Source organism: Empedobacter sp. ULE_I140 (assembly GCF_053482575.1).
This window is the reverse complement of record NZ_JBQMTX010000001.1, coordinates 1,045,597-1,070,700: the sequence shown is the minus strand read 5'-3', so window position 1 is coordinate 1,070,700 and position 25,104 is coordinate 1,045,597. Positions and strand designations below refer to the sequence as shown.

General features: G+C 31.0%; 21 protein-coding genes. 12 read left to right on the top strand and 9 right to left on the bottom strand.

Annotated features, from left to right (window positions below; genetic code table 11):
- Positions 1-296 precede the first annotated feature (296 nt).
- The 3 genes from ACTS9J_RS05100 (at position 297) to ACTS9J_RS05090 (ending at position 2,470) form a co-directional block, all read left to right on the top strand.
- Positions 297-944 (top strand): DUF6266 family protein, encoded by a 648-nt coding sequence (locus ACTS9J_RS05100; protein ID WP_448352961.1) that lies wholly within the window; start codon positions 297-299, stop codon positions 942-944.
- Positions 945-1,054: 110 nt separating this feature from the next.
- A complete protein-coding gene (locus ACTS9J_RS05095; protein WP_448352960.1) occupies positions 1,055-1,849 on the top strand; it encodes a hypothetical protein in 795 nt (264 codons plus the stop codon).
- Between the two features lie 15 nt (positions 1,850-1,864).
- On the top strand, positions 1,865-2,470 hold the full coding sequence (locus ACTS9J_RS05090; RefSeq protein ID WP_448352959.1) for an ATPase: 606 nt from the start codon (positions 1,865-1,867) through the stop codon (positions 2,468-2,470).
- A 201-nt stretch (positions 2,471-2,671) separates the two neighbouring features.
- On the opposite strand, the gene ACTS9J_RS05085 is transcribed toward ACTS9J_RS05090, so the two are convergent.
- From ACTS9J_RS05085 to ACTS9J_RS05075, 3 genes are all read right to left on the bottom strand, one after another.
- Complete coding sequence (locus ACTS9J_RS05085) at positions 2,672-3,178, bottom strand: pyridoxamine 5'-phosphate oxidase family protein (RefSeq protein WP_312150265.1); 507 nt, start codon at positions 3,176-3,178, stop codon at positions 2,672-2,674.
- Between the two features lie 381 nt (positions 3,179-3,559).
- Entirely contained in the window at positions 3,560-3,754 is a 195-nt protein-coding gene (locus ACTS9J_RS05080) for a cold-shock protein (RefSeq protein WP_230475411.1), read from the bottom strand.
- A 52-nt stretch (positions 3,755-3,806) separates the two neighbouring features.
- Positions 3,807-4,943: a DEAD/DEAH box helicase gene (locus ACTS9J_RS05075; RefSeq protein ID WP_230475410.1), complete on the bottom strand. Its 1,137-nt coding sequence runs from the start codon at positions 4,941-4,943 to the stop codon at positions 3,807-3,809.
- A gap of 1,321 nt (positions 4,944-6,264) precedes the next feature.
- On the opposite strand from ACTS9J_RS05075, the gene ACTS9J_RS05070 reads away from it, so the two are divergent.
- The 8 genes from ACTS9J_RS05070 (at position 6,265) to ACTS9J_RS05035 (ending at position 17,243) form a co-directional block, all read left to right on the top strand.
- Positions 6,265-7,251: a helix-turn-helix transcriptional regulator gene (locus ACTS9J_RS05070; protein ID WP_291078562.1), complete on the top strand. Its 987-nt coding sequence runs from the start codon at positions 6,265-6,267 to the stop codon at positions 7,249-7,251.
- 62 nt (positions 7,252-7,313) lie between these two features.
- Positions 7,314-7,652: an HIRAN domain-containing protein gene (locus ACTS9J_RS05065; protein ID WP_121935438.1), complete on the top strand. Its 339-nt coding sequence runs from the start codon at positions 7,314-7,316 to the stop codon at positions 7,650-7,652.
- 61 nt (positions 7,653-7,713) lie between these two features.
- A complete protein-coding gene (locus tag ACTS9J_RS05060; RefSeq protein ID WP_448352958.1) occupies positions 7,714-9,171 on the top strand; it encodes a type I restriction-modification system subunit M in 1,458 nt (485 codons plus the stop codon).
- Between the two features lies 1 nt (position 9,172).
- Complete coding sequence (locus tag ACTS9J_RS05055; RefSeq protein WP_286495402.1) at positions 9,173-10,195, top strand: restriction endonuclease subunit S; 1,023 nt, start codon at positions 9,173-9,175, stop codon at positions 10,193-10,195.
- Between the two features lie 173 nt (positions 10,196-10,368).
- Positions 10,369-11,529, top strand: a complete 1,161-nt coding sequence (locus ACTS9J_RS05050) for a Fic family protein (protein WP_230466809.1) — start codon at positions 10,369-10,371, stop codon at positions 11,527-11,529.
- A 6-nt stretch (positions 11,530-11,535) separates the two neighbouring features.
- The gene (locus ACTS9J_RS05045) at positions 11,536-14,880 is read left to right on the top strand and encodes a DEAD/DEAH box helicase family protein (RefSeq protein ID WP_448352957.1); all 3,345 of its coding nucleotides are present in this window, start codon (positions 11,536-11,538) and stop codon (positions 14,878-14,880) included.
- Between the two features lie 184 nt (positions 14,881-15,064).
- Positions 15,065-15,766 carry a hypothetical protein gene (locus ACTS9J_RS05040; protein WP_448352956.1) on the top strand — a complete coding sequence of 234 codons (702 nt, stop codon included), beginning with the start codon at positions 15,065-15,067 and terminating at the stop codon, positions 15,764-15,766.
- 271 nt (positions 15,767-16,037) lie between these two features.
- Complete coding sequence (locus tag ACTS9J_RS05035; RefSeq protein WP_219035089.1) at positions 16,038-17,243, top strand: IS256 family transposase; 1,206 nt, start codon at positions 16,038-16,040, stop codon at positions 17,241-17,243.
- Between the two features lie 79 nt (positions 17,244-17,322).
- Here the strand turns inward: ACTS9J_RS05035 and fabV are convergent, their stop codons facing one another.
- Both fabV and ACTS9J_RS05025 read right to left on the bottom strand, forming a co-directional pair.
- On the bottom strand, positions 17,323-18,525 hold the full coding sequence (fabV, locus tag ACTS9J_RS05030; protein WP_286495398.1) for an enoyl-ACP reductase FabV: 1,203 nt from the start codon (positions 18,523-18,525) through the stop codon (positions 17,323-17,325).
- 790 nt (positions 18,526-19,315) lie between these two features.
- Positions 19,316-19,627 (bottom strand): DUF3817 domain-containing protein, encoded by a 312-nt coding sequence (locus tag ACTS9J_RS05025; protein ID WP_286479686.1) that lies wholly within the window; start codon positions 19,625-19,627, stop codon positions 19,316-19,318.
- 196 nt (positions 19,628-19,823) lie between these two features.
- Here ACTS9J_RS05025 and ACTS9J_RS05020 point away from each other — a divergent pair, with 196 nt between their 5' ends.
- Positions 19,824-20,942: a calcium:proton antiporter gene (locus ACTS9J_RS05020; RefSeq protein ID WP_448352955.1), complete on the top strand. Its 1,119-nt coding sequence runs from the start codon at positions 19,824-19,826 to the stop codon at positions 20,940-20,942.
- Between the two features lie 60 nt (positions 20,943-21,002).
- Here ACTS9J_RS05020 and ACTS9J_RS05015 read toward each other — a convergent pair whose 3' ends face one another.
- The 4 genes from ACTS9J_RS05015 to truA form a co-directional block, all read right to left on the bottom strand.
- The gene (locus tag ACTS9J_RS05015; protein ID WP_038333906.1) at positions 21,003-21,953 is read right to left on the bottom strand and encodes a LysR substrate-binding domain-containing protein; all 951 of its coding nucleotides are present in this window, start codon (positions 21,951-21,953) and stop codon (positions 21,003-21,005) included.
- Positions 21,954-22,087: 134 nt separating this feature from the next.
- Entirely contained in the window at positions 22,088-22,504 is a 417-nt protein-coding gene (locus ACTS9J_RS05010) for a hypothetical protein (protein WP_180906020.1), read from the bottom strand.
- 77 nt (positions 22,505-22,581) lie between these two features.
- Complete coding sequence (locus tag ACTS9J_RS05005) at positions 22,582-24,342, bottom strand: ABC transporter ATP-binding protein (RefSeq protein ID WP_448352954.1); 1,761 nt, start codon at positions 24,340-24,342, stop codon at positions 22,582-22,584.
- Positions 24,329-25,084 carry a tRNA pseudouridine(38-40) synthase TruA gene (gene truA / locus ACTS9J_RS05000; protein ID WP_312208230.1) on the bottom strand — a complete coding sequence of 252 codons (756 nt, stop codon included), beginning with the start codon at positions 25,082-25,084 and terminating at the stop codon, positions 24,329-24,331. Before truA ends, ACTS9J_RS05005 begins: the two co-directional genes overlap by 14 nt.
- Positions 25,085-25,104: the final 20 nt, after the last annotated feature.

Here is a 25,104-nt window from a genome sequence, read left to right as displayed (position 1 = left end):
TACTAATATCTAACATCTACTTTGTACTTAATACATTTACAACTCTAAAATCTCACTTCTCAAATCTCATATCTCATATCTCATATCTAACATCTACATTTTACATAATACATAATACATAATACATTTCACAAATCTAAAATCTCAATTCTCACATCTAAAATCAATCATTCCCCTTCATCATCCACCAATTTCGTTCACGGCTCGTCAGGTTTCAATTACTTAAAGCTATTCAGTCTACATTCGAATTGTTGCTGAACCAAGTCAAATAAAGTTTAATTTAAAATCTATTAAAAATGGGAAAAATTACAGATTCTCTTTTGTCTGGTACGCGAGGTCGTACTGGACGAATTGTTGTTTCGAATATCGAAGGGCATGAAATATCTCGTATGCGACCACGAAAATCAAATCGTATACCAACGCCAAAACAACAAGTTATAAAAAACAGGTTCAATTTTGCTGTGCAGTTTATACAAGGGTATAAAGCATTGGCTAAAACCTATTACGGAAAAAGGTCTGGACTAAAATCACCTTACAATCAAGCGATGGCAAATTTATTACAAGCCATTTCATGTGATATGGATACGTTAACTTTTTCTATTCAGTACAACAACATTCAATTCACAAAAGGTAATTTACTTGAACCACAACCTGTAAATATTACAGCAGACGATCCACTATCGGCAACGATTACATGGACCAATAATGCAACAGAACTTGTAGATCAAAATGACACCTTGGTTATATTGTATGCAGAAGATGGTAATACAAAAGCACAATCAACGGTTGTACAAACAACCGTAAAACGCTCCGAAGAATCCTATGTACTACAATTTTTACCAAAATATCAAGGAACAGATATACATGTATGGATGAGTTTTTTATCCGTCATAAAACAAGACGCTGCACCGTCTGTTTATTTAGGTCAAATCACTGTACCTTAATCACTTCCCCTCTGCTTTTTGGAGGGGATTTTTTGTTTTCATTATAATTTATTGTATATTAGACAAATACATCTTTACTACAAGCATTTTCAATTTTAATTTTTAAGCCTATGAAAATTGAAGTATATGAAGAATATATCAAGTACCTGAACTTTTTTATTCATCGATATGGGGATGTAATCAAAAAAATTGAACCACAAGTCGAGGCAAAACAAGATATCCTAAACAAACAGTATATGCAAATGATAGAATATGCATTTGGTTTTATTCAAAAAATCAATTTGTTTGCGATACAAGATTATCAATCACAACTGTTGTTTATTCCGCAATTAATCTTTTACTTCAATGATGTCTGCGAATGTCCTGGTCCCCCAACCCTATCCATAGATTTTAATGTTGACATAAAAGCAATTTGCGAACTATTAAAAAACAACAGACAAATCAACTATAATCAAAACCAATATTTTCCTTTTCTTATTGATATTTCAGGTTTATCAGACGGTTACCATCATCTTGCAGGTTTTATCCACCGACACAAACAAAATGAATTTACTTATTACTGTGTTTCGATCCAAGTCAAAAGTCAAGAATTAAAGGGAAACTGGAAAAAGTTTTATCATATTCCCATTCAAAAACTCAAGTTAATTTACAAAGAATGCTTGCAAAAAAACCAAACACTATATGCTTTTACAGCAGATACGGAATTTACTTACTATGAAATTCAAAAAGGATTCAACTACTATTTCAACTGCTCCTTTACGGAATACGAACAAAAATTAAAAATGTTGAAAGCAGCTGCGAATAATTGGATGATTAATGCTTCCCAATACACTACACATTCAAAATTTACAACTCAAAAACCATTAGACACATCCATCAACAAACGATACGACGAACCTTTATAACCAAATTGTAATGCTATGATCAATTATCAAAAACTTTTATTTCACCTGGAACAACAGGGACGTAAACATATTCACCCAAATTACACTTTTCAAAAAGAGGATTTCCCATATATTGTCCGTTTAGCTGCTTATTTCCTAAACGACAAAGAAAAATGCAAGGAGTTAGCAATAGACCTAGACAAAGGAATTTTACTAACTGGACCAATCGGAATCGGAAAAACAACGTGGTTCCGTTTAATGCAAACGATTATGGTCAAAGAACAAAAATTCTATTACACAACATGTAGAGATATTTCATTTGAATTTATCCGAGACGGATATCAAACTATTAACAAGTACAGCAAAGGAATTCCTTTCGATTTCCCAATGAAAAACATTTGCTTTGATGATCTAGGAACAGAAAACAACATCAAATATTTCGGCAACGAATGCAATGTAATGGCAGAAATCATTCTTAGCCGTTACGATCTATTCATGAACCTCAACATCAAAACCCACATCACCACTAACCTATCAGCTTCCGAAATCGAAAAGTATTACACCGAACGTGTACGCTCTCGCTTACGTCAAATGATGAATGTATTAGCAGTACCTGCCAGTCGAAAGGATAAGAGGAATTAATTAAATCAAAAGATAATAAAAATCTTGGTGTTAAAAATTAAAATATAACTATAATAATTCATTAAATTTAGAGTAAACAAATTATCATCAATTGATAATTAACCTAAACCTATTTAAAATTCCCATCTAATATATTAGATGGGAATTCTTAATTATAATTATTTATATAAATAATTTTTTTTTGGCTTACGATAGTTAAACTTAAATTTCTAAACTACCTTCTTTACCTAAATCCATTTTTTCTCCCGATATAGCTGAAGTAGCAACTTTCAAAAGAGTCATTAATTTATTAGTTTTATTATCCCAATAATACGCTTCTTTTGGAACCACTTTTAATATTCTAATATTTGGATCCTCTTTTCCTTTATCAAACCAAGCCTCTACAAATTTATTCCAATATTTAGCTATTCTGTCTTGATCTCTTGTAATTGTAGCAATTCCATTGATACTAAGAAATTTGTACGAACCTACATCCGAAAAACTTAAGGAAACTTTAGAATTTGATTCAATAAATTGATGTAACTCACTTTCTGAAGAAAATAGAAACCAAATATTACCTGATTCGTCAACTTCTTGACGGCTCATAGGTACGGTATGGGGATAAAACAATTGATTTGGAAATGCCGAAAACATACAAATATCGATATCATTAATCATATCGCTTAATTTGTCAATAGCATCTTGATTACTTAAATTTTCTGTGCTCATAATTTGGTTGTTTAGTTAATACTGTTGCAAACAATATTCCATAATTAAATTACAAAACTGGAAATCAAGTAAATATATTAATTGAAAAACTATCATTTCATCTCCATCATAAGAGGCAATTACAATGATTGGATGACTACTATAAGGATAAATATTTCCATGAATGTAAATAGATACAGTCCCTGTAAATCCATTGATTAAATCTAATTCATGAAATGTTATACATAATACAACTAGATATATAAAGCACTTCTTTGAATCTAAAGCTCATATGTTTCAAATAGCAAATAATGATACATATACTAACAATAAATTTACAATAGAGGATAAAAAAAATCCTCTAATAAATTTAGAGGATTAAAATAAATAATTGCAAAAAAGCTACTTTTTGATACGAACGTTAACGGCGTTCATACCTCTTTGTCCTTGTTCCAAATCATAAGTCACTACATCATTTTCATAGATAGAATCTATTAATCCTGAATTATGTACGAATATGTCTTTTTTGTTATCTTCTGCTGATATAAATCCGAAACCTTTGGTTTCATCAAAGAATTTTACTGTACCTTCTTTCATTGTATTGTATTTTTTAATTTTTCTAATATTTTATTTATGTATCTCATTTTAATTAACCTAAATGAAATGCACAACTTGTGTTAGGATTAATTGGAATTTTAAACCCTATTAATTTTTGAATATCTCTCAATTCATTTTTTTCATCTCTAGAACAAAACGAAACCGCTTCTCCAAAATTTCCACCACGTCCTGTTCTACCTATACGGTGTACATACGTCTCCGGAACATTTGGCATTTCATAGTTCACTACAAAAGATAAATCATCTATATCAATTCCTCTCGATGCGATATCAGTTGCAATTAAAACAGTGATTCGTTTGCTTTTAAAATCTTCTAATGCACTCTGACGCGCATTTTGTGATTTATTTCCATGAATAGCTCCTGTTTTTACACCTATTTTATTCAGCGTCTTCATTAATTTATCTGCACCATGTTTCGTTTGTGTAAAAACAAGTGATCGTTTAAGTTTTTGACCTCTTAAAATTTCAATTAATAATTCTTCCTTCTTTTTATTTTCAACCATATAAACCGTTTGTGTCACTGATTCCGTTGTAGATGAAATCGGAGATACAATAACTTCTTTGGGTTGTTTCAATATCGTTTTTGCAAAAGTTTTAATTTTATTCGGCATTGTTGCTGAGAAAAATAAAGTCTGACGTTTTTTAGGGATATACTTTAGTAGTTTTTTTATATCATTCACAAATCCCATATCTAACATTCGATCTGCCTCATCCAAAACCAAGATTTCAACTTCATTTAAACGAACATAGCCCTGTTCTATTAAGTCTATTAGTCGCCCTGGCGTTGCAATTAAAATATCTACTCCTCGATTCAATGCTTTAACTTGACCTTGTTGACGAACTCCACCATAAATAGCGATATTCGAAAGGCGTAAATTTCCTTTATATAAATTAAAATTTTCATTGATTTGTACCGCTAATTCTCGTGTTGGTGTTAATACCAATGTGCGAATTGCTTTGGTTTTCTTCGGTGCTTGATGCATCAATTGGATAATTGGTATTGCAAATGCAGCCGTCTTTCCTGTACCTGTCTGTGCACATCCTATCATGTCGTTGCCATTTAGGATCGTGGGAATACTTCTTTCTTGGATTTCTGAGGGTTGGGTGTATCCAGCAGTTTCAATTGCGTTTAATATTGGCTGAATAATGTTTAATTGGTTAAATGTCATAAAATGTATTTACCGAAACCGGTATTATATCGAATAATTGATGAATAATCTAAATTCATTTCAATTAATGATGTTTGCTTTGTTAAATTATTTTCTCGTTCGGTTTATTTTGGATAATAAATAATGAATGTAAAAAGATTCATAATATCATTTTCAACCAAGCGTTATCAATAGCATTGAATTTTGTTCAACTGAACATAGTGTAGAAATATTTACAAATTTTCGAACGTCCATAATCTTCATATTTTTTAAATAAGATTAAAATTATAATGAGCTGAAGAAGCGAAAACTGTAAAGAAATAATAACTGTGCAGAAATTGCAAAGGCAGAACCTTTAAATAATAACTTTGCAAATATAGTGTTATTATTTTAATAAATCCTTAAAAAAAATAAATATAATTTAAAATATTATAAAATTAACCGCTTTATATTATCGTGTAAGCAATATTTTTAGTTAAAAATCTTATAACATTATATCCTCAAAAATTAGATTTTTGACAGAGTATTTTTAAATTTTATTATCATTATTATTCCACCAAAAGATAAACCTTATAATAGCTAATTATTAAAATTTCAATCAAATTATAAATCATTAGTCTTAAAAAAATGAAGAAGTTTCAAGGATTATAATATTTGAGATTAAGAGATTAATTTATGATATGATCTGGTAAAGTCATCCTGAACTCGTTTGAGGATCTTTTCACATCCATTCTTCAATTTAATCAAGCAGTAAACCCGGCCTAACGATTAGCAGACGAGTGTCAATTCATCGAAATGAAATGTAAAAATGATTAGAGAGCGATAGCGAATCATTTAATCATTTTAATGAAACAAGATGCAAATTGACCGTCGAAAATCGTAGCCTTGATTTTTTGATTACTTTTTTATCAAGAAAAAAGTAATGTCATCGAACTCATATCAGGGTCTCATCACATCCATTCACTAATTTAATCAAATAGTAAATCCGGCATAACGATTAGCAGACGAGTGTCAATTCATCGAAATGAAATGTAAAAATGATTAGTGAGCGATAGCGAATCATTTAATCATTTTAATGAAACAAGATGCAAATTGACCGTCGAAAATCGTAGCCTTGATTTTTTGATTACTTTTTTATCAAGAAAAAAGTAATGTCATCGAACTCATATCAGGACCTCATCACATCAATTCTTCAATCTAATCAAGTAAACTAAATCATAATACCATTACACACAAAACATATAATCCAAAACCTAATAAAACATTTTACACACTTTTTTAATTACTTTGCCGTTCGAAGCATTTTTTATTTTATTAAATTTACAACTATTCGTATTCGTTTATGGCAGTCAATAAAAATGCATTAATTCGTTACAAAACATTAGACAAATGTTTTAGCAATCAATTTCGTAACTATTATATCGATGATTTAATCAATGAATGTTCTATTGTTTTAAAAGAACTTTATGGAGAAGATACATCTGTTTCTCGTCGTCAAATTTTATATGATATGGAGTTTATGGAAAGCGATGCAGGATACGAAGCACCTATCATTGGAATAAAAGACGGCCGTAAAAAATTTTACCGTTATGAAGATCCTAATTTTACAATTCAAAATAAACCATTAAACCAAGAAGAACAACTAGCCTTAGAAAATACGTTAGAATTACTTTCTCGTATGAAAGGGATTCCTGGGATTGATGCAATAGAAAATATTGAAGCTAAATTAAATGAAGTGAAAGATAACAAAGGGAATCAAAAATTAATTTCATTCGAGGAAAGCGAATTTTTGATAGGATTAGAACATCTAACACCCTTATATAATTTCATCAAAAACAACCAAACAATCAAAATAGTTTATCAATCATTTAAAACAGAAAATGAACAAGAATTCTGTATTTCACCTTATCACTTAAAACAATTCAATAAACGTTGGTTTTTATTTGGGTGGAACCATAAGGATCAATACCTTCAAAATTTGGCATTAGATCGAATTCAAGGGATCGAAATTAATAAGGAAACTTACATTCCAACAGAGGTGGATTTTGATGAGTATTTTGAGGATATCATTGGGGTTACAAATAATATAGAGAATAAACTTGTTTCTGTTAGGATAGAGCTGTCAGATCATATCATCCCCTACATCAAATCAAAACCGATTCATGGTTCTCAAAAAATAGCAGAGAATAGATTACAAATTAAAGTTAAGTTAAATTACGAATTAGAATCTTTAATTCTTTCGTATGGCGAAAATATGAAAGTAATAGAACCAATAGAATTAGTTCAAAATTTAAAATCAAGAATAGAAAAATTAAAAGATTTCTATTAATGCAATTAAGCTGCATAGATCAAAACTAGTTTGCAAAATAATCTTTTAAAAAAATTCAAATCATGAAAACAAAAAGAGAACATTTAGCAAACTTTCATATTGCAGGACTTACATTTTACGAAGCTGCATTATGTTTCAAAAAACTAAAAGTTGGAACAGAACTTAGGTTAGAATTAGAAACCGAAAATAAATTCGATGCCAGAGCCGTAGCTATATATTACAAAGATTACAAATTAGGTTTTGTACCACGTACCGAAAATAGAGTCTTTTATAAATTGCTTACGATGAACTATAATAAAATCTTTGACGCAGCGATACAACAAATAGATCCGACCGAGCATCCAGAACAACAAATTCGTGTGGTTGTGCATTTAAAACATAATAATCCAGAAAATATCTAATCAGTCGCAAACACTCATATACTATGCATTTTTATCTATCTTTACCCTTCAAACTTTTACAATGTTCACACAAGAATTACAGTCTAAAATAGACCAAGTTTGGTTAGCTTTTCACAGTGGAGGATTATCAAATCCTTTATCTGTTATTGAGCAAATCACTTTTTTATTGTTTATCAAACAATTAGATGAGTTACAGAATAGAGCCGAACAACAAGCTATTATTACAGGTAATACATCAAACTACATATATACAGACGAAAACCAAGACTTAAGATGGAGTAACTTCAAGAATGTTTCTCCTGAAGAAATGTATAAGCTTTTCCAAAAAGAGAATGGAGTCTTCGACTTTATGAAAAACTTTGGAGGGAAAAGTACTGCCTTTTCTAAGTTTATGAAGAATGCCAACTTTATGATTCCTACTGCTCGCTTATTAGCACAAGTGGTTGAGATGTTAGATAAAGTGGATATGGATGACAAAGATACCAAAGGTGATGTCTACGAGTATATGTTAGGCAAAATTGCTTCAGCAGGAAGTAATGGACAATTCCGTACACCAAGACATATCATCAAAATGATGGTAGAAATGATGAAGCCAACTCCTGAAGATACTATTTGCGACCCATCATCGGGAAGTTGTGGATTTTTGGTTGGTGCTGCAGAATATCTACAAGAAAATTACAAAGATGAATTGCTAAAACCTGAAGTACAAAAACATTACTTAAATGAAATGTTTACAGGAATGGAGTTTGATCCAACGATGATTAGAATTGGAGCAATGAATTTAATTCTACATGGGATTGAAAACCCTCAACTAAAAGATGTAGATTCTTTATCACAAGCTAATGCAGACTTTGAAGAAAAAGTATCTTTAATCTTAGCTAATCCTCCGTTTAAAGGAAGTTTAGATAAAGATGCTGTAGACGAAAAAGTGATTGCGTTAGTCGATTCTAAGAAGACAGAATTACTTTTTCTTGGTCTAATGCTGAAAGGACTAAAAGTTGGAGGTCGTTGTGCTGTAATTATTCCTGATGGGGTATTATTTGGTTCTTCTACTGCACATAAAAAGATTAGAAAAGAAATTGTAGAAAACCAAGCGTTAGAAGCAGTTATTTCTATGCCAAGTGGTGTGTTCAAACCTTATGCGGGAGTTTCTACTGCAATCTTAGTGTTTACAAAAACCAATGCAGGTGGTACAGAAAATGTATGGTTTTATGATATGAAAGCAGATGGGTATAGTTTAGATGATAAACGTGCACCTGTTAAGGAAAATGATATCCCAGATATTATTACAAGATTCCATACAAGAGAGAACGAAGTTGATAGAGCAAGAACGGAACAAAGTTTTTGTGTATCTAAAGAAGAAATTGCAAAAAATGCGTATGAATTAAGTATTAACAAATACAAAGAAGTAATCTACGAACAAAAGGTATATGCTAAACCTGCGGATATTATAGCTTCTATTCAGCAATTGGATAAGGAAAGAAATGAGTTGATGGTTGAATTAAAGAATTTATTGTAATATGTATGAAAAGTATCTTTGGAAAGATGTATTGCAGATTTATAATGGTAAAAATCAATCCAAAGTTGTAGATGAAAATGGAGTTTATCCAATCTATGGTAGTGGAGGAGTAATGGGGTTTGCAAAAGAGTTTATATGTCCAGGTGGAACAGTAATTATAGGAAGAAAAGGTAGTATTAATAATCCTATTTTTGTTGATAAACCTTTTTGGAATGTTGATACTGCATTTGGATTAGTAACACAAGAAAAGCTTTTCAATAAGTATTTATATTACTTCTGTGTTAAGTATGATTTCTATAAACATAATAAGGCTGTTACTATCCCAAGTTTAACTAAATCTGATTTGTTAAATATTGAAATCCCCCTTCCACCACTAGCAACTCAAAAAGCAATTGCAGAAAAGTTAGACAAAGCAGATGCTTTACGCAAAAAAGACCAAGAACTTCTAAAGCAATATGATGAGTTAGCCCAATCTATTTTTATCGAGATGTTCGGTGATCCTGTGCAAAATGAGAAAGGTTGGGATTTAATAAATTTTGAAGAAGTTTTAAAGTTAAAAAGGGGATATGACTTACCAGTTCAAGATAGAAATCAAAATGGTAATATACCTGTTTATGGCTCAAATGGAATTTTAGATTATCATACAATTTCAAAAACTAACAAGCCTTGTATTGTTACAGGTAGATCAGGTACAATAGGGAAAGTTCATAGAACTGAACAAAATTGTTGGCCTTTAAATACTACATTATATAGTTATGAAATTTATGATAATAACATTACTTATTTAGAATATCTATTAAATAATCTAAGAATAGATAGATTTGCTCATGGGGCAGGTGTTCCTACTTTAGACAGAAAAATAGTTCATAAAGAATTCATACCTAATATTAAAGTTGAACTCCAAAACCAATTTGCAGAAAAAATCAAGAATATAGAAGCGCAAAAAGAATTGGTGAAGAAACAAGCTGAAGCATCAGAAAACTTATTCCAAGCCTTGTTACAAGAAAGTTTTAGCTTCACATAAAAAAGCAAATAAAATTACGTAAATACGCAAATGTTTTATTTTAATCGTGCAAAAAATTGCACGATTTTTTTTTATATAAACTCTTGATAGTAGAGTGTTTGTTGTTGTTGTTTGGCAAATAATTATTTTTTTATTGGCAAATAATTGTTTAATTTGGTGCAAATAATTTTATCATGTCAGCAACGTTTAGTCCTTACGAATTAAGTCTAATTCAACCAGATTTCGATTCGCCTCTTACCGACCTCATCATAGAGTTAGAACATTTACGTAAAAAAGACCTTGGTGGTTCTACACATCCTGCTGTTTTTTTTCAGTTAAAAAGTATTTTTCATTGGTTAGAAAGTATGGGATCTGCAAGGATTGAAGGAAACAATACAACAATTGCTGAATATGTAGAAACCAAAATTGATGATTCTCCAAGAGCGCTAACGTCAAAATTATTAGAAATAGATAACATTGATGAAGCAATGGAGTTTATAGAAGACAAGGTAAAAGAATATCCTATCAACAGAATAATGATTAGCGAATTGCATAAAATAGCTGTTAACAATTTACCTCCTCCACCTCATGGTGAAGGCGATTTAACACCTGGAGCATATAGAAATCATTCTTTAAAAATTAATAATTCTACCCATTTGCCACCAGAACCTTATTTGGTAGAAAGTTATATGGAAGAATTATTTTCGTTTATTAATTCAGAAAATTCAACCAAATACGATTTGTTAAAAGCAGCAATTGCGCATCATCGTTTTGTTTGGATACATCCTTTTGGCAACGGAAATGGAAGAACAGTACGCCTTTTTACTTATGCTATGCTTGTAAAAAGTGGACTTAACATAAATGCTGGTCGTATCATAAATCCAACTGCCGTTTTTTGTAGTAACAGAAACATATACTACGATATGTTATCAAAAGCTGATACAGGAACAAAAGAAGGAATCTTAGAATGGTGCGAATATGTATTGAGAGGATTAAAAGAAGAAATAGAAAAAGTAGATAAATTATCTGATTATAATTACCTGAAATCTAAAATTCTTATTCCTGCAATTAATTATTCTTTAGAAAGAAAATTTGTTACAGACGTAGAAGCAAAAATTCTAAAAAAAACGGTAGAATTACAAGTCATCAAAAACGATGATTTAAAAGATATTTTATCGAATAAAAACACTTCTCAAATTTCTAGAGAAATTAAAAAATTAGTTGATAAAAAGATGCTGATACCAGAAGAAGAAGGTGCAAGAAGATATATTTTGATGTTTCAAAACAATCACCTTCTAAGAGGAGTTATACATTTGTTAGATATAGAGGGGTTTTTACCAGTTAATGATAATTAAAACAACATGAGTAATTTTTATAATTATCCTACTGAATTCGAATTTGTTATTTCATCTGCCAAAGAAGCAGAAAAATACATCTACGAGAATTTAGACATTGCAGGTTTATATTTGAGGAAAACATTAGAAACGTGGGTAAACTTTATCTACGAGAGTGAGCCTACTTTGCGTTTGCCTTATGACACTTCCATCAATTCTTTGATGAAAGAACCTGCCTTTATAGAAATTATAGAAAGTCCAGAACTGTTGTCTATGATGCACGCTATTCGCCAATTAGGGAATAAAGCAGTGCATAATACAGGTAAAACCAAGATAACAGAAGACCAAGCTTTACATGTTTTGCAACTTTTGCATTCGGTTAGTTATTATTTAATGACCTTATATAGTGGAGATGTTGTAAGCAAACCTCTTTTTCAAGAAGATTTAATTCCACAATCTTTTTCTTCTCAGGTGAATGAGCAAAAAAAGATGATTCAACAACTGCAAGAAGAATTAAATGCAAAGACAGAACTTGAGAAAAAACAAAAAGAGGAACAAGAAGCTTTAGAAGCCAACAGAAAAGAAACTCAACAACAAATATTACCACCTTCAGACCCTAATGAAGCAAAGACAAGAGAACTTCTGATTGATTATATGTTAGAAGAAATGGGTTGGGATTTATCTCAAGCCAATGTCAAAGAGTTTAGGATAGAAGGAATGCCAAACAACAAAGAAGAAGGTTTTGCAGATTATGTCCTTTGGGGAGATAACGGAAAGCCTTTAGCCGTTGTAGAAGCAAAAAGAACATCAAGAGATCTAAATTCAGGAAGACATCAAGCAGAATTATATGCCAAATGTTTAGAAAAAACCTATGGTCAATTACCAAATATCTTCCTAACCAATGGGTACGAAATTTCTTTTTATGATTGGTTTTATCCAATAAGAGAAGTTCAAGGATATTATACCAAAGATGAGTTACAACTTAATATCCAAAGAAGAACCAATAAGCGTAATCTAAATGAGATGCCTATTGATGAAGATATTACCAATCGTTATTATCAGATAGAAGCCATTAAAGCTGTTGCCGAAAGATTTGAAGACAGACACAGAGGTGCTTTATTGGTAATGGCAACAGGTACAGGTAAAACAAGAACTTCTGCTTCTTTGGTAGATGTATTATCAAAAGCCAATTGGGCAAAGAAGATTTTATTTTTAGCAGATAGAACAGCTTTAGTTACTCAAGCCAAGAACAACTTAAACGATTATTTGCCTAATCTTCCTTCTGTAGATTTACGAGAAGAAAAAGAAGATGTAGGAAGTAGAATTGTGTTTTCTACCTATCAAACGTTAATCAATTTAATAGACGAAGATAAAACAGGAGATACTCGCACTTATGGAGTTGGACATTTTGATGTGATTATTTTTGATGAAATTCACCGTTCTATTTACAACAAATACAAAGCAATCTTTAATTATTTTGATGGGTTAAAGATTGGTTTAACTGCAACTCCTGTCGATTTTTCAGAAAGAAATACCTACGAATTATTTGGATTAACTGTAGGAAATCCTACGTATAACTATGATTTAGATAAAGCCATCAAAGATGGTTACTTAGTACCTTATAAGTCATTTTCTGTTCAGACTAAATTTCAACGTGAAGGAATTAAATATAGTGAATTATCTCCCGAAGAACAGAAAGAATACGAAGAAGAATTTGCAGACCCAATCACAGGAGAATTTCCTGATGAAATAGAATCTACGGCTTTAGACCAATGGATTTATAACACCAATACTGCCGATGCTATTTTAGAGTACCTGATGGAGCATGGAATAAAAGTAGATGGTGGTAATAAATTAGGGAAGACCATCATATTTGCAAAGAAAAATAAACACGCAGAATTTTTAAGACAAAGATTCAATGCTACTTATCCTGAATATGGAGATCAATTCTTAAAAGTAATTGATTATACAGTAGAATACAGACACGACTTATTAAATGATTTCAAGATTAAATACAAAAATCCTCAAATAGCTTGTTCAGTAGATATGCTAGATACAGGAATTGATGTACCTGAAATTGTAAATTTAGTCTTTCTAAAACCTGTAAAAAGTAGGGTGAAATTCTGGCAAATGATTGGTAGAGGAACTCGATTATGCGAAAATCTATTTGGATTTGGTGAGCATAAAAAGGATTTCTTAATCTTAGATTTTTGTCAAAATTTTGAATTTTTTGAGGAAAATCCAAAAGGAATAGAACCTATAAAACAGATGTCTTTAGCTGAACGTATTTTCAGAATAAGACTGAATCTTGCACAAGTTTTATTAATTCAAGAAGACGAAGAATTAAAAGCTTTAGGTGAAGAATTATTAGCTTATGTTCATCAACAAGTAGCAAATATCAACAATGAAAAGCGTACAAGCTTTGTCGTAAAACCTTATCTCAAAACTTTAGACAAATACCTAGAAAAGAAGAAATGGTATGACCTGTCTAAAGCTGATACGTATGAGTTATTAAATGACTTAGCTCCTTTAGTCTTCGAAAAAAGTCAAGATACTGCTGCATTATCATTTGATTTGATGATGTTAGATTTTATGACTGCTAATCTTAATGGAGAAAGAAGACAAGTTTATTTAACAGAGAAAGTGATAGGAATATCGAATAGATTAAAAAAGCAAACTTCTGTACCACAAGTAAAAGCCAAGTTGAATACTTTAAATCATATTACACAAGATGATTATTGGAGTGATATGAGTGTATTAGGTTTAGAGCATATAAGAGTTGAACTAAGAGATTTGATAAAGTTCTTAACAGAAGAAGCGAAGAAAATAGTAACTACAAGCTTCGAGGATAATATAATCGCTGTTAATGAATCACCTGAAATCTATGAAGCACATTCTTTTGATAAGGAAGCTTACAAAGAAAAGGTAGAAAGATATATCAAAGAGAATCAATTTGATTTAACGATAGATAAAATTAAAAAGAACATCAAGATAACTCCTGCTGACTTAACCTATATAGAAAGCTTCTTATTTGAGAAAGGAAGTCTAGGGTCTAAGTCATTATTCCAAGAGGTCTATGGAGATAAGCCATTAGGTGAATTTATACGTTCAGTGGTAGGATTAGATAAAGTTGAAGCACAAAATGCATTTTCTAAGATGGTAAATTTTGCAAATTTAAATACTCAACAAATTCAATTTATGAATTTAATAATAGATTATTTTGCTGTTAATGGAGTGATGGACTTAAACCAGTTATTTAATTCACCTTTTTCTGATGTGTATTCAGGAGGAATGATTCAACTATTTGGTCAAGAAGTATCAACGAAGATAGCAGGTACGATCAGAGAAATAAATGATAATTGTGTTGCGTAAAATTAGATAACATATATTTTAAATATAAACCTCAACAGAAAACCTGTTGAGGTTTTTTTATGAACTAATATTTTAAAAATGTGGTTTATTTTTTAATAAAAACATCTATGCAAATAGACTGCACTGATGAGCTGTAAACTTGCAATAGAAATTAATTAGCGTTTAAAACTAAATTCAAATAACGATGAAAAAAATTCTATCATTAGCTGTAGTTCTACTATCAATTAATATGTTGTATGCTCAAGAAAATATTGAACAATTAACGTATGAGAATACACAAGACATAAACTTCTTTAATACCATTAAAAATGGTACAGAAGTTAATCAATATATTACCAGTAGTAAAAATACTGTAAGTATTGGCGATACTTTAATTTTAGGTTCTCCTACGTCCGAAGAGATTAGAACAAAAACTGTAGCTGGTTCTTATGGTAATCAATTAAGAGGTGGTATAGGACAATCTAGAGGTGTTTCAAAAAAAACTTATGAATTTATACAAATGGGAAGACCTGCAGGATTTGGTAATATAATGGCAGCAATGAATGGTGATGCTCCTAGCATGGCTGATAATAGTTTTAAAAATACGAAGGTTATTGTTCAAGAAATAAAGACATTTCATAGAGGGAGTAAAAATAAACCTTTATATGTAGTAATGGTACTAGGTGAAATAAATGGAAGAGCATTTGGTGTTAATAAATATTTAAGTGTCATGGATTCAGAATTAGCAATAGAGTCTGGTGAAATACTATTAAAGAATAGAAAAATGACTCGTGAAGAAGCTATCGAAAAACTTAAAGAAGCTAAAGAATTAATGGAAATTGAAATGATGACGAAAGAAGAATTTGATCAATTAAAAGAAGAGTTAACTCCTATTATTAAACAATAAAAAACAATTACCAAACCTTAACTCCTTAGTTGAGGTTTTTTATTAATCCCCTAGTATAATTTTCATTCCCCATTAAAGAAATTTGTATCGAGAAGTAAGACGATAAACAGAATAAAATTATTTTTGAGTTATTTTATTGACACAAAAAAAACCTCGAAAATAATTTTCGAGGTTTTGTAGGCAATATCCAAAAAACTGTGTAAACATAAATTAAGGTGGGTTTAGTAACTCACCTTATTTATTTTATTAAATTTATAAAACACAGTTTATTATGAAAAAATCTGTAGCCCAATTCATCCAAGATCAAGGTCATTTAGAAGGGATCAAAACCCAAGAAGATCTAAGTAAATTATTAAAAGAATTGCATTCTGATTTATTAGAAGCCATGCTACAAGGCGAACTTGAAGCCCATTTAGGTTACTCAAAAAATGAGAAAAGTGACAATTCCAATGCACGTAATGGCACAACTTCAAAACGTTTAAAAAGCGAATATGGGGAATCTACAATAGAGGTTCCTCGAGATCGAGAAGGAAGTTTTGATCCAATTATTGTCCCAAAACATCAATCCAAATCAGTTTCTGTTGAAAATATGGTTATTTCGTTATACGCTAAAGGTCTAAGTGTTTCGGATATTGAGCAGGAACTTTACGAATTATACGGCTATAAACTCTCTACATCAGCAATATCCATCATTACTGATAAAGTAAATAGTCAAGTTTTGGATTGGCAAAATCGTCCTCTAGAATCTATTTATTGCATTGTTTGGATGGATGGCATTGTGTTTAAAGTTCGTCAAGGCGGAAAAGTAATCAATAAAACGATTTATCTAGCTGTTGGTTTAAACCGTGAAGGTCACAAAGAAATCCTTGGAATGTGGCTTGGAGAGAACGAATCTGCTGCTTTTTGGCAAGGTGTGATGACGGATTTAAAAGCGCGTGGCGTAGAAGATATTTTGGTTACAGTAACTGATAATTTAAACGGATTTACACAATCTATAACCAATATTTTCCCTCAAGCGAACACACAAATTTGCGTGGTTCACCAGATTAGAAACTCTGCTCGATACGTAGTCTGGAAGGATAAAAAAGAATTTACCTCAGACATGAAACTCATTTACAATGCGCCAAACAGAGAGATGGCTGCTTTAGAATTAGATCGTTTTGCAGAAAAATGGATTCAAAAATATCCCTACGCAATGCAATCTTGGAGAAATAATTGGGACGAATTAACTGTATTTTTTGACTTTCCTATTGAAATCAGAAAAATTATTTACACCACCAACCTTATCGAAAATTTGAATGGAAAAGTCCGAAAATATACCAAAAATAAACTAGTATTCCCAACAGATGACGCGCTCAAAAAGTCAGTTTATCTATCGTTAATGCAAATCTCAAAAAAATGGACACAACCAATTCATAATTGGGGAATAATTTTAAATCAATTTTTAACTATATTTGAAAAAAGGGTTCAACTATAAAAAAGTCAAACCCACCTGAAATATATTTACACAAAATTTTGGACAGTGTCGTTTTGTATTTATTATTGAAATGATCTTCTTATTCTGCAATACTTGGAACTGAAATCAATTCGTTTGTATCAGCATCATAATCGATTTCATCAAAACTAAATCCAAACAATTGTAAGAACTCATCATGATAACCTTTGATATCAGAAATTTCTTTAATATTCTCAGAAGTTACAATTTTCCACAAATCATCCACTTCTTTTTGTACATCTTCACGCATTTCCAAATCATCAATACGAATACGTCCATTTTCATCCAAAGGAACTTCTCCATTTGCAGTATACAAGCGCTCTGCAAACAAACGTTGCATTTGCTCGATTGTACCTTCATGAATTCCTTTTGCTTTCATTACTTTGTACAATAACGAAATATATAATGGCACAACTGGAATCGCAGAACTAGACTGTGTTACCAAAGCTTTGTTTACAGAAACGTAAGAAACACCATTTAAATCTGCTAATAATTCGTTGATAACAGGAACCGTTTTTTCTAAATCGTTTTTAGCCATTCCAATCGATCCATCTTTGTAGATTCTATGCGTCAATTCTGGCCCTATGTATGAATAAGCAACAGTTTTTACTCCTTCAGCTAAAACACCAGCAGCTTTCAAATCTTCCATCCAAAATTTCCAATCCTCACCTCCCATTACAGCAATTGTATTATCAATTTCTTCTTGAGATTCAATCGGATCAATTGTAATATCTGTAACTTCTGCTGTATGAAAATCTACTGTTTTATTTGTAAATGGTTCACCAATTGGTTTAAGAACTGATGAATACGCAACACCTGTTTTTGGGTGTGTACGACGAGGCGAAGCTAAACTGTAAACTACTAAATCTACTTGACCTAAATCTTGTTTGATTAAATCAATCGTTTGTTGTTTAATCTCATCAGAAAAAGCATCTCCATTAATACTTTTTGCATACAAACCAGCTTCGTGTGCTTCTTTTTCAAAAGCAGCTGTGTTGTACCAACCCGCAGTCCCCGGTTTTCTTGGCGCAGCAGGTTTTTCAAAGAAAACACCTATTGTTGCAGCATTATATCCGAAAGCAGCTGTAATACGAGATGACAGACCAAAACCTGTCGAAGCTCCAATTACCAATACTTTTTTTGGTCCTTCGGCTGAAATATTTTTTGATTTTACGTACTCAATTTGATTGTGAACATTTTTTGCAGTTCCCTCAGGGTGAGTCGTAATGCAAATAAAACCTCTTGTTCTTGGTTGAATAATCATTATACTTAATTTAGTCGCATAAATTTATAAAATAAATTCTATATAACGAAACGATCTTTTTGTACATAAAATCATTCTATTTTTGAGAAAATTAATAGAAATACAGATTTCGATTTACTACATTTACAACTACTCAAAACCTACTTACCTATGAAAGATATTCACATGGGCTATTTAATCAAAAAAAGAGTCGACGAACTTGGAATTGATATATCCCGTATCAAGGGCTTCTTCAAAACTTATTCTGAAAAGGAAATTAATGCCCAATATTTAAGCAAAAGTATACAAACAGACGATTTATTAAAATGGTCTAAGTTGTTGAAATATGATTTTTTTTAGAATTTATACACTGAAGAAAAAAAGAAATTTCTAATGAATACAATATCCCAAAAAACACTATTCATAATTGGATTAAAAAATACCTACCTCAAAATTAAATCTTACTCACTATGGTAAAACCAAACTACCAAAAAATCTATCAAGACATTATTAAACGCAATTTCCCTGAAAAAATAGAACAGACAAAAAAATTATTAAAAAAGAATATGAATGTTTTGGATATCATGAAAGTATCAGAAATACTGAATGCAAACAAAACAGTCGAAAATCAAAAGCATAAATCTTATGATTTGAATTCTGTTCTAGAAATTTTAAAATTTCAGCAAAAAAATAATTATACCAATACATCATATATTGCTGATAAGTTTAAAATCAGTCGAAACACTGTAGCTAAATGGCGTAAAATATATGAGTATAAAAAAACGGTTTTTAAAAGAAACCGTTTTTTTATTTATCTATTATTTTTATCCTCTTTTATTACTTTATGTACCGCCAAAGTTGCAAACGGAATAAATGCGTACATCACATAAATAATAAAATCTTCATCGTCCCATTTATATATTCTTCTGACTCTAAAAAGTAAAATCAAATAAGCTGTAAACCAAAAACCGTGAAAACAACCAGCAAATGGCATTGGCAAAACATAACCGAATTGATATTTTATTGGCATTGCAACCAAAAATAAAAGCGTACAACTTATCGTTTCCCACACACATGATGTGCTAAACCATTTTTTTAACTTTTCGTCAGATACGTTTAACATTTTGCAAATTTAATCGTTTATTGATAGTAGAGGTATGATAATCATTAGTTAAAAAGTTTATTTTTACTCAATTATTGAAATAACTATTACTATTTATGATAATTAAATGTTATAATTATTACTATTTATGATAATTACACATAATAATTATCAATATTATTTATTAAATTTGTAAAAATCCAAAACCTCATAATTAATGCACGTAGATAATTTTCTTTCAAAAAAATTCAATTTAGCTTTACCCTACTGGACAATTATCTGTCCCATTCTTGCCATTTTTTCATTAACAATAGCCGAAGGATTTAAAGATCAGATGTGGTTTTCTGGAGTCTTAGGAATCATTTTAATTTCAGCTGTTTTATCAGCTGTACATCACGCAGAAGTTGTAGCTCATAAAGTTGGAGAACCTTTCGGAACCATTATATTGGCTTTAGCTATTACAGTTATAGAAGTTTCGCTAATTGTTTCATTAATGATGTCCGAACCTACCGGCTTCCCTTCTGTTTTGGCAAGAGATACCGTTTTTGCTGCTGTAATGATTATTCTTACCGGAATTATCGGAATCTGTTTATTGGCTGGAGGAGTTCGTTATAGAGAACAGAACTTTATCAAACAAGGTGTTTCAACTGCTTTAATTACTTTAGTTGCAATATCTATATTGACCTTGGTTTTACCAAATTTTTTGACATCAGAAAAAGGAGGTGAATTCTCTTCTTCCCAGTTAATCTTTGTCGCAATTATTTCTCTTATTTTATATGGAGGTTTTATTTCTGTACAAACAATACGACACAGAGATTATTTTCTTCCACAAAATAACGCTGATAATGTTGCTTCTGAATTACATGTCGAAAAACCAAATTTATTGACTACAATTTCAAGTTTAGTTTTATTAATCATTGCATTAGTCGCTGTTGTTTTATTATCAAAAAAATTGTCTCCAACTATTGAATCAATAGTTATGGAGCTTGGTGCTCCGAAATCTTTAGTAGGAATCATCATTGCTGGTGTTATTTTACTACCAGAAGGTTTAGCTGCATACAAAGCCGCAAAACAAGATCGCTTACAAACAAGTCTTAACTTAGCCTTAGGTTCAGCTTTAGCTTCAATTGGATTAACAATTCCTGCCGTAGCAATCGTATGTTATTTTACAGGGCTAGAAGTAACATTAGGAATAGACGCAAAATCATCTATCTTATTAGTGTTATCGTTGTTTACCGTTTATTTATCATTAAATTCTGGTCGAACAAATATTCAGCAAGGAATTGTTTTATTAACACTTTTTGCCACATATTTATTTACAACAATAGTCCCTTAAAAGAAATTTCAAGACATAAAAAAATGACTCAAAATTAAATTTTGAGTCGTTTTTTTTATGTTATTTTTTAGGTAAAGAAACCATATTCGAATCTAATTTTTGATCTTTTTCTAAGAATATTTTTCCTCTCAAAATACTTTGAATTGTATTAATTAATTCTTTTTCGAAAGAATCTCTTAATTGAGATTGATGAAAAATTAACGAAACTTCTCGCGTTGGAACTGGCGACTCAAAGTTTTTGACAAATTTCTTATACTCTTGTGGCAAATCATCTGCAACCAAAGCAGGCAACAAAGTCATTCCGTATCCATCGTTTGCTAATTTAACTAAAGCTTCAAAACTTCCTGAATCTAACTTAATCGGACGATTTTTCAGATTAGAAGTATCACATAAAGCCAACACATTATTTCTGAAACAATGTCCTTCTTGCAAGATTAATAAATCAGAAGTGTTTAGATCATCTTCATTGATTTTATCTTTGTCAGATAAGCGATGCCCGTTTGGTACATAAGCCACCAATGGTTCATAATAAAGAGGTTTTTCGATAATTTGATCTTCGAAAAGTGGCGAAACCACAATACCAAAATCCAACGAACCATCTTTTATTCCTTTTATAATTTTATCCGTTTGCAATTCTTTGATAATAAGATTTGATTTCGGATTATTTTTCTGAAATGTTTTATAAAATAATGGTACTAAAGAAGGTAAAACAGTAGGAATAACACCAATAATGAAATCACCTTCTAACAAACCTTTTTCTTCGTTTACCAAGTGTTTCATTCGGTTAGCTTCCATTAAAATTGTTTTTGCTTGCGCAACAATTTTCTCTCCAATTTGAGTGATTTTGATTGGATGCGATGTTCTATCGAAAATATCAATATTCAATTCTTTTTCCAATTTCTGAATCTGCATACTCAATGTTGGTTGAGTTACAAAGGATTTATCAGCAGCAATTGTAAAGTTCTTATGCTCAGCCACTGCCAGCACATATTGTAATTGTACTAATGTCATATATAAAAATTGATATCTATAAATTTTTGTGATAAAGATATACATTATTATATTATCAATCTATATCTTAAATCATAATTTAATCCATAAAAAAAGCTCGAATAAATTCGAGCTCATATTAAATATAAATTTAATTATTTGTTTAATTGTTTCTGAATTTCAGCTGTCCAATCTTGTAATTTTTTAGCATCTTCTGGTTTCAAAGTTTGAGTAAAACCTTGTAATTCTTTTTGAAAATCTACTGATTGTTTTGTCAATTCAGCTAATTTATTTGCATCACCAGCAGTTGCAGCTAATTTCATGTCAGCAGCCCATTTGTTGTATTTTCCAACAAATTCAGTAATTTTTGGATCAGAGAAAGTTGGTAAATCTTTTGCTACATCAGCAACTTTATCCATTGTCTCTTTACCAGCTTCTACTTGGTCTTCTACTGTATTTGCTACATTTTCTTGTGTGTTTTCTACTTTTGCATCTACTTTTTCTTTTTCAGATTTACAAGAAGATAAAGAAACTACACCTAATACTGCAGCAGCTAAAAATAATTTTTTCATTTTTAATTAGAGTTTTAAAGTTAATATTATTGATTGTTCAAGTTAAACAAATCTAACGATTTATTTCTGTTAAATTTTTAATTTTCTTTCGAGAATTGGACTTCATATAAATTGGCATAATAACCTTTCTGAGCTAACAATTCGCTATGTGTACCTTGCTCAACAATCATTCCATTATCCATCACAATAATTTTATCTGCATTTTGAATCGTCGCTAAACGATGCGCAATGATGATAGAAGTTCTGCCTTGCGTTAGCTTATCAGTCGCTTTTTGTATTAATTCTTCCGATTCTGTATCAATAGAAGAAGTTGCCTCGTCCAACACCAAAATCTCTGGATTATAAATATATGCTCTCAAAAACGAAATCAATTGACGCTGACCTACAGAAAGTGTCGAACCACGCTCGCTTACCTCACTGTAATAGCCTTTTGGTAGTGACATGATAAAATTATCAATTCCAATAATTTTCGCAGCATTTTGGACTTCTTCCAACGAAATATCTTTATTACTTAAAACAATATTGTCATAAATCGTTGTATTAAACAAGAAAACATCCTGCAAAACAACCGCAACATGTTGACGTAAATTCTTCAATTCCATATCATGGATATTTACATCATCTATTTTAATTGTTCCAGAATCAATGTCATAAAAACGACTCAATAAATTAATAATTGTGGATTTTCCTGCTCCTGTCGCACCTACAATTGCAATTTTTTCTCCAGGTTTTGTCGAAAAAGAAATTCCTTTCAACACCAAATTATTCGGAACATAAGAAAACTTCACATTTTCAAAATCGATTTTACCTTTTACATGATCCAATTTTATTGTTCCATTATCTGGCAAAGTTTGATCATCATCAATAATTTTGAACACACGATCTGCTCCTACCAAACCACGCTGAATTGTATTGAAACGCTCTGCAATTGCACGCATTGGGGCAGTTAACAACGTAACATATTGAGTAAAAGCAATCAAATCACCGACAGAAACATCTCCATAAACAGCTGTTCTAAGCCCTCCAAACCAAATCAAACTTCCCGTTGCTAAAGCCGAAATAATATCGACAACAGGAAACATTAATGAAAAATAGAAAACTGTTTTTAGATAATTTTTCTTTAAATCATTATTAATCGAAACGAATTTATCATATTCTGCTTGCTGACGATTAAAAACCTGAATAATATTCATTCCTGTTAATCGTTCTTGCACAAACGTATTTAATTTCGCCACAATTGTACGTTCTTCTTGGTAAACATTTTTCAATGCTTTTTGGAACAATCGTGTAATAATCATCATCAACGGAAGAATCACAATCACAACTGTTGCCAAAACCCAGTTCATCCAATACATCACAAAAACGATGAAAACGATTTTCAATACATCGCCTAACATCACTAAAATTCCATCATTGAAAACCTCAGCAATCGTTTCGATATCAGAAACTGAACGCGTTACCAAAACTCCATTTGGCGTTTTATCGAAATAACCAAGTTTGAATTTGATTAAATGATTATACAAACGAACGCGCAACAAACGGATAACTCGCTGTGCAACAACATTCGCTAAGTAAACCATAAAAAAGGACAAAATTCCTTCGAAAACTAATACTAAAGATAGTTTCACGATTTGCATTTGAAGCCCTGGTAAATCTTTTGTCTGAATATAATCATCGATTATATTTCCCGTTAAATAGGGACGATAAACAGAAAAACACGCACTAAAAACCGCTACAAAAACCACCGACCAAAACATCACTTTGCTTTGCGCCCCGATTTGTAAAACACGTTTTAATCCATTAAAATCAAACGATGTATTCTCGTTATTTGAACTCATTTTTAAATAATTCTTTTGGATATTGAACATCTACCAAATATAATCCTTGGGCTGGCGCCGAAGCTCCTGCCGATGAACGTTGTTTTTGTTCAATAATTTCTTCAAAATCGTGGATAGAAATTCTTCCTAATCCAACCTCAACCAATGTTCCAACAATTGCGCGCACCATATTTCGCAAAAAACGATCAGCAGTGATTTGAAAAATCAATTGTCCGTTTTCATTTTTGCGCCAAAATGCCTCCCTTACATCGCAAATATTTGTTTTCACATCGGTATGTAATTTAGCAAAACTTCCGAAATCTCCTTGCTTAATTAACAATTTTGCTGATTCATTCATTTTTTCAACATCCAATTCTCTGTTAAAAATCCAAGCGCAATCAAACGCAAAAGGATCTTTGAAAGGCGAAATAAAATAATTATATGAACGCGAAGTCGCATCAAAACGCGCATGCGCTTCATCATCCATCAAAAATAAACGATAAGCAGCGATGTCTTTTGGTAAAAAAGAATTTAATTTTTTGATTAAATCAATCGATAATTCATCTTCATAATCAAAATGAATAAACATCTTTTTCGCATGAACACCAGAGTCTGTACGCCCTGCACCGACAATCGAAATTTCTTTTCTTAAGATTTTAGACAATCTATCTTCAATAACTTCTTGAACCGAAATTTGATTGGGTTGAATTTGATAACCAAAATAATTTTTTCCGTTGTATGCTAATTCTAAAAAATATCGCAATTGTTGTAAATTTGAGCAAC

Bases quoted from the DNA above. Each gene is read 5' to 3' on its own strand.
- ACTS9J_RS05100 (WP_448352961.1), top strand. From the start codon at position 297: ATGGGAAAAATTACAGATTCTCTTTTGTCTGGTACGCGAGGTCGTACT.
- ACTS9J_RS05095 (WP_448352960.1), top strand. From the start codon at position 1,055: ATGAAAATTGAAGTATATGAAGAATATATCAAGTACCTGAACTTTTTT.
- ACTS9J_RS05090 (WP_448352959.1), top strand. From the start codon at position 1,865: ATGATCAATTATCAAAAACTTTTATTTCACCTGGAACAACAGGGACGT.
- ACTS9J_RS05085 (WP_312150265.1), bottom strand. From the start codon at position 3,178: ATGAGCACAGAAAATTTAAGTAATCAAGATGCTATTGACAAATTAAGC.
- ACTS9J_RS05080 (WP_230475411.1), bottom strand. From the start codon at position 3,754: ATGAAAGAAGGTACAGTAAAATTCTTTGATGAAACCAAAGGTTTCGGA.
- ACTS9J_RS05075 (WP_230475410.1), bottom strand. From the start codon at position 4,943: ATGACATTTAACCAATTAAACATTATTCAGCCAATATTAAACGCAATT.
- ACTS9J_RS05070 (WP_291078562.1), top strand. From the start codon at position 6,265: ATGGCAGTCAATAAAAATGCATTAATTCGTTACAAAACATTAGACAAA.
- ACTS9J_RS05065 (WP_121935438.1), top strand. From the start codon at position 7,314: ATGAAAACAAAAAGAGAACATTTAGCAAACTTTCATATTGCAGGACTT.
- ACTS9J_RS05060 (WP_448352958.1), top strand. From the start codon at position 7,714: ATGTTCACACAAGAATTACAGTCTAAAATAGACCAAGTTTGGTTAGCT.
- ACTS9J_RS05055 (WP_286495402.1), top strand. From the start codon at position 9,173: ATGTATGAAAAGTATCTTTGGAAAGATGTATTGCAGATTTATAATGGT.
- ACTS9J_RS05050 (WP_230466809.1), top strand. From the start codon at position 10,369: ATGTCAGCAACGTTTAGTCCTTACGAATTAAGTCTAATTCAACCAGAT.
- ACTS9J_RS05045 (WP_448352957.1), top strand. From the start codon at position 11,536: ATGAGTAATTTTTATAATTATCCTACTGAATTCGAATTTGTTATTTCA.
- ACTS9J_RS05040 (WP_448352956.1), top strand. From the start codon at position 15,065: ATGAAAAAAATTCTATCATTAGCTGTAGTTCTACTATCAATTAATATG.
- ACTS9J_RS05035 (WP_219035089.1), top strand. From the start codon at position 16,038: ATGAAAAAATCTGTAGCCCAATTCATCCAAGATCAAGGTCATTTAGAA.
- fabV (WP_286495398.1), bottom strand. From the start codon at position 18,525: ATGATTATTCAACCAAGAACAAGAGGTTTTATTTGCATTACGACTCAC.
- ACTS9J_RS05025 (WP_286479686.1), bottom strand. From the start codon at position 19,627: ATGTTAAACGTATCTGACGAAAAGTTAAAAAAATGGTTTAGCACATCA.
- ACTS9J_RS05020 (WP_448352955.1), top strand. From the start codon at position 19,824: ATGCACGTAGATAATTTTCTTTCAAAAAAATTCAATTTAGCTTTACCC.
- ACTS9J_RS05015 (WP_038333906.1), bottom strand. From the start codon at position 21,953: ATGACATTAGTACAATTACAATATGTGCTGGCAGTGGCTGAGCATAAG.
- ACTS9J_RS05010 (WP_180906020.1), bottom strand. From the start codon at position 22,504: ATGAAAAAATTATTTTTAGCTGCTGCAGTATTAGGTGTAGTTTCTTTA.
- ACTS9J_RS05005 (WP_448352954.1), bottom strand. From the start codon at position 24,342: ATGAGTTCAAATAACGAGAATACATCGTTTGATTTTAATGGATTAAAA.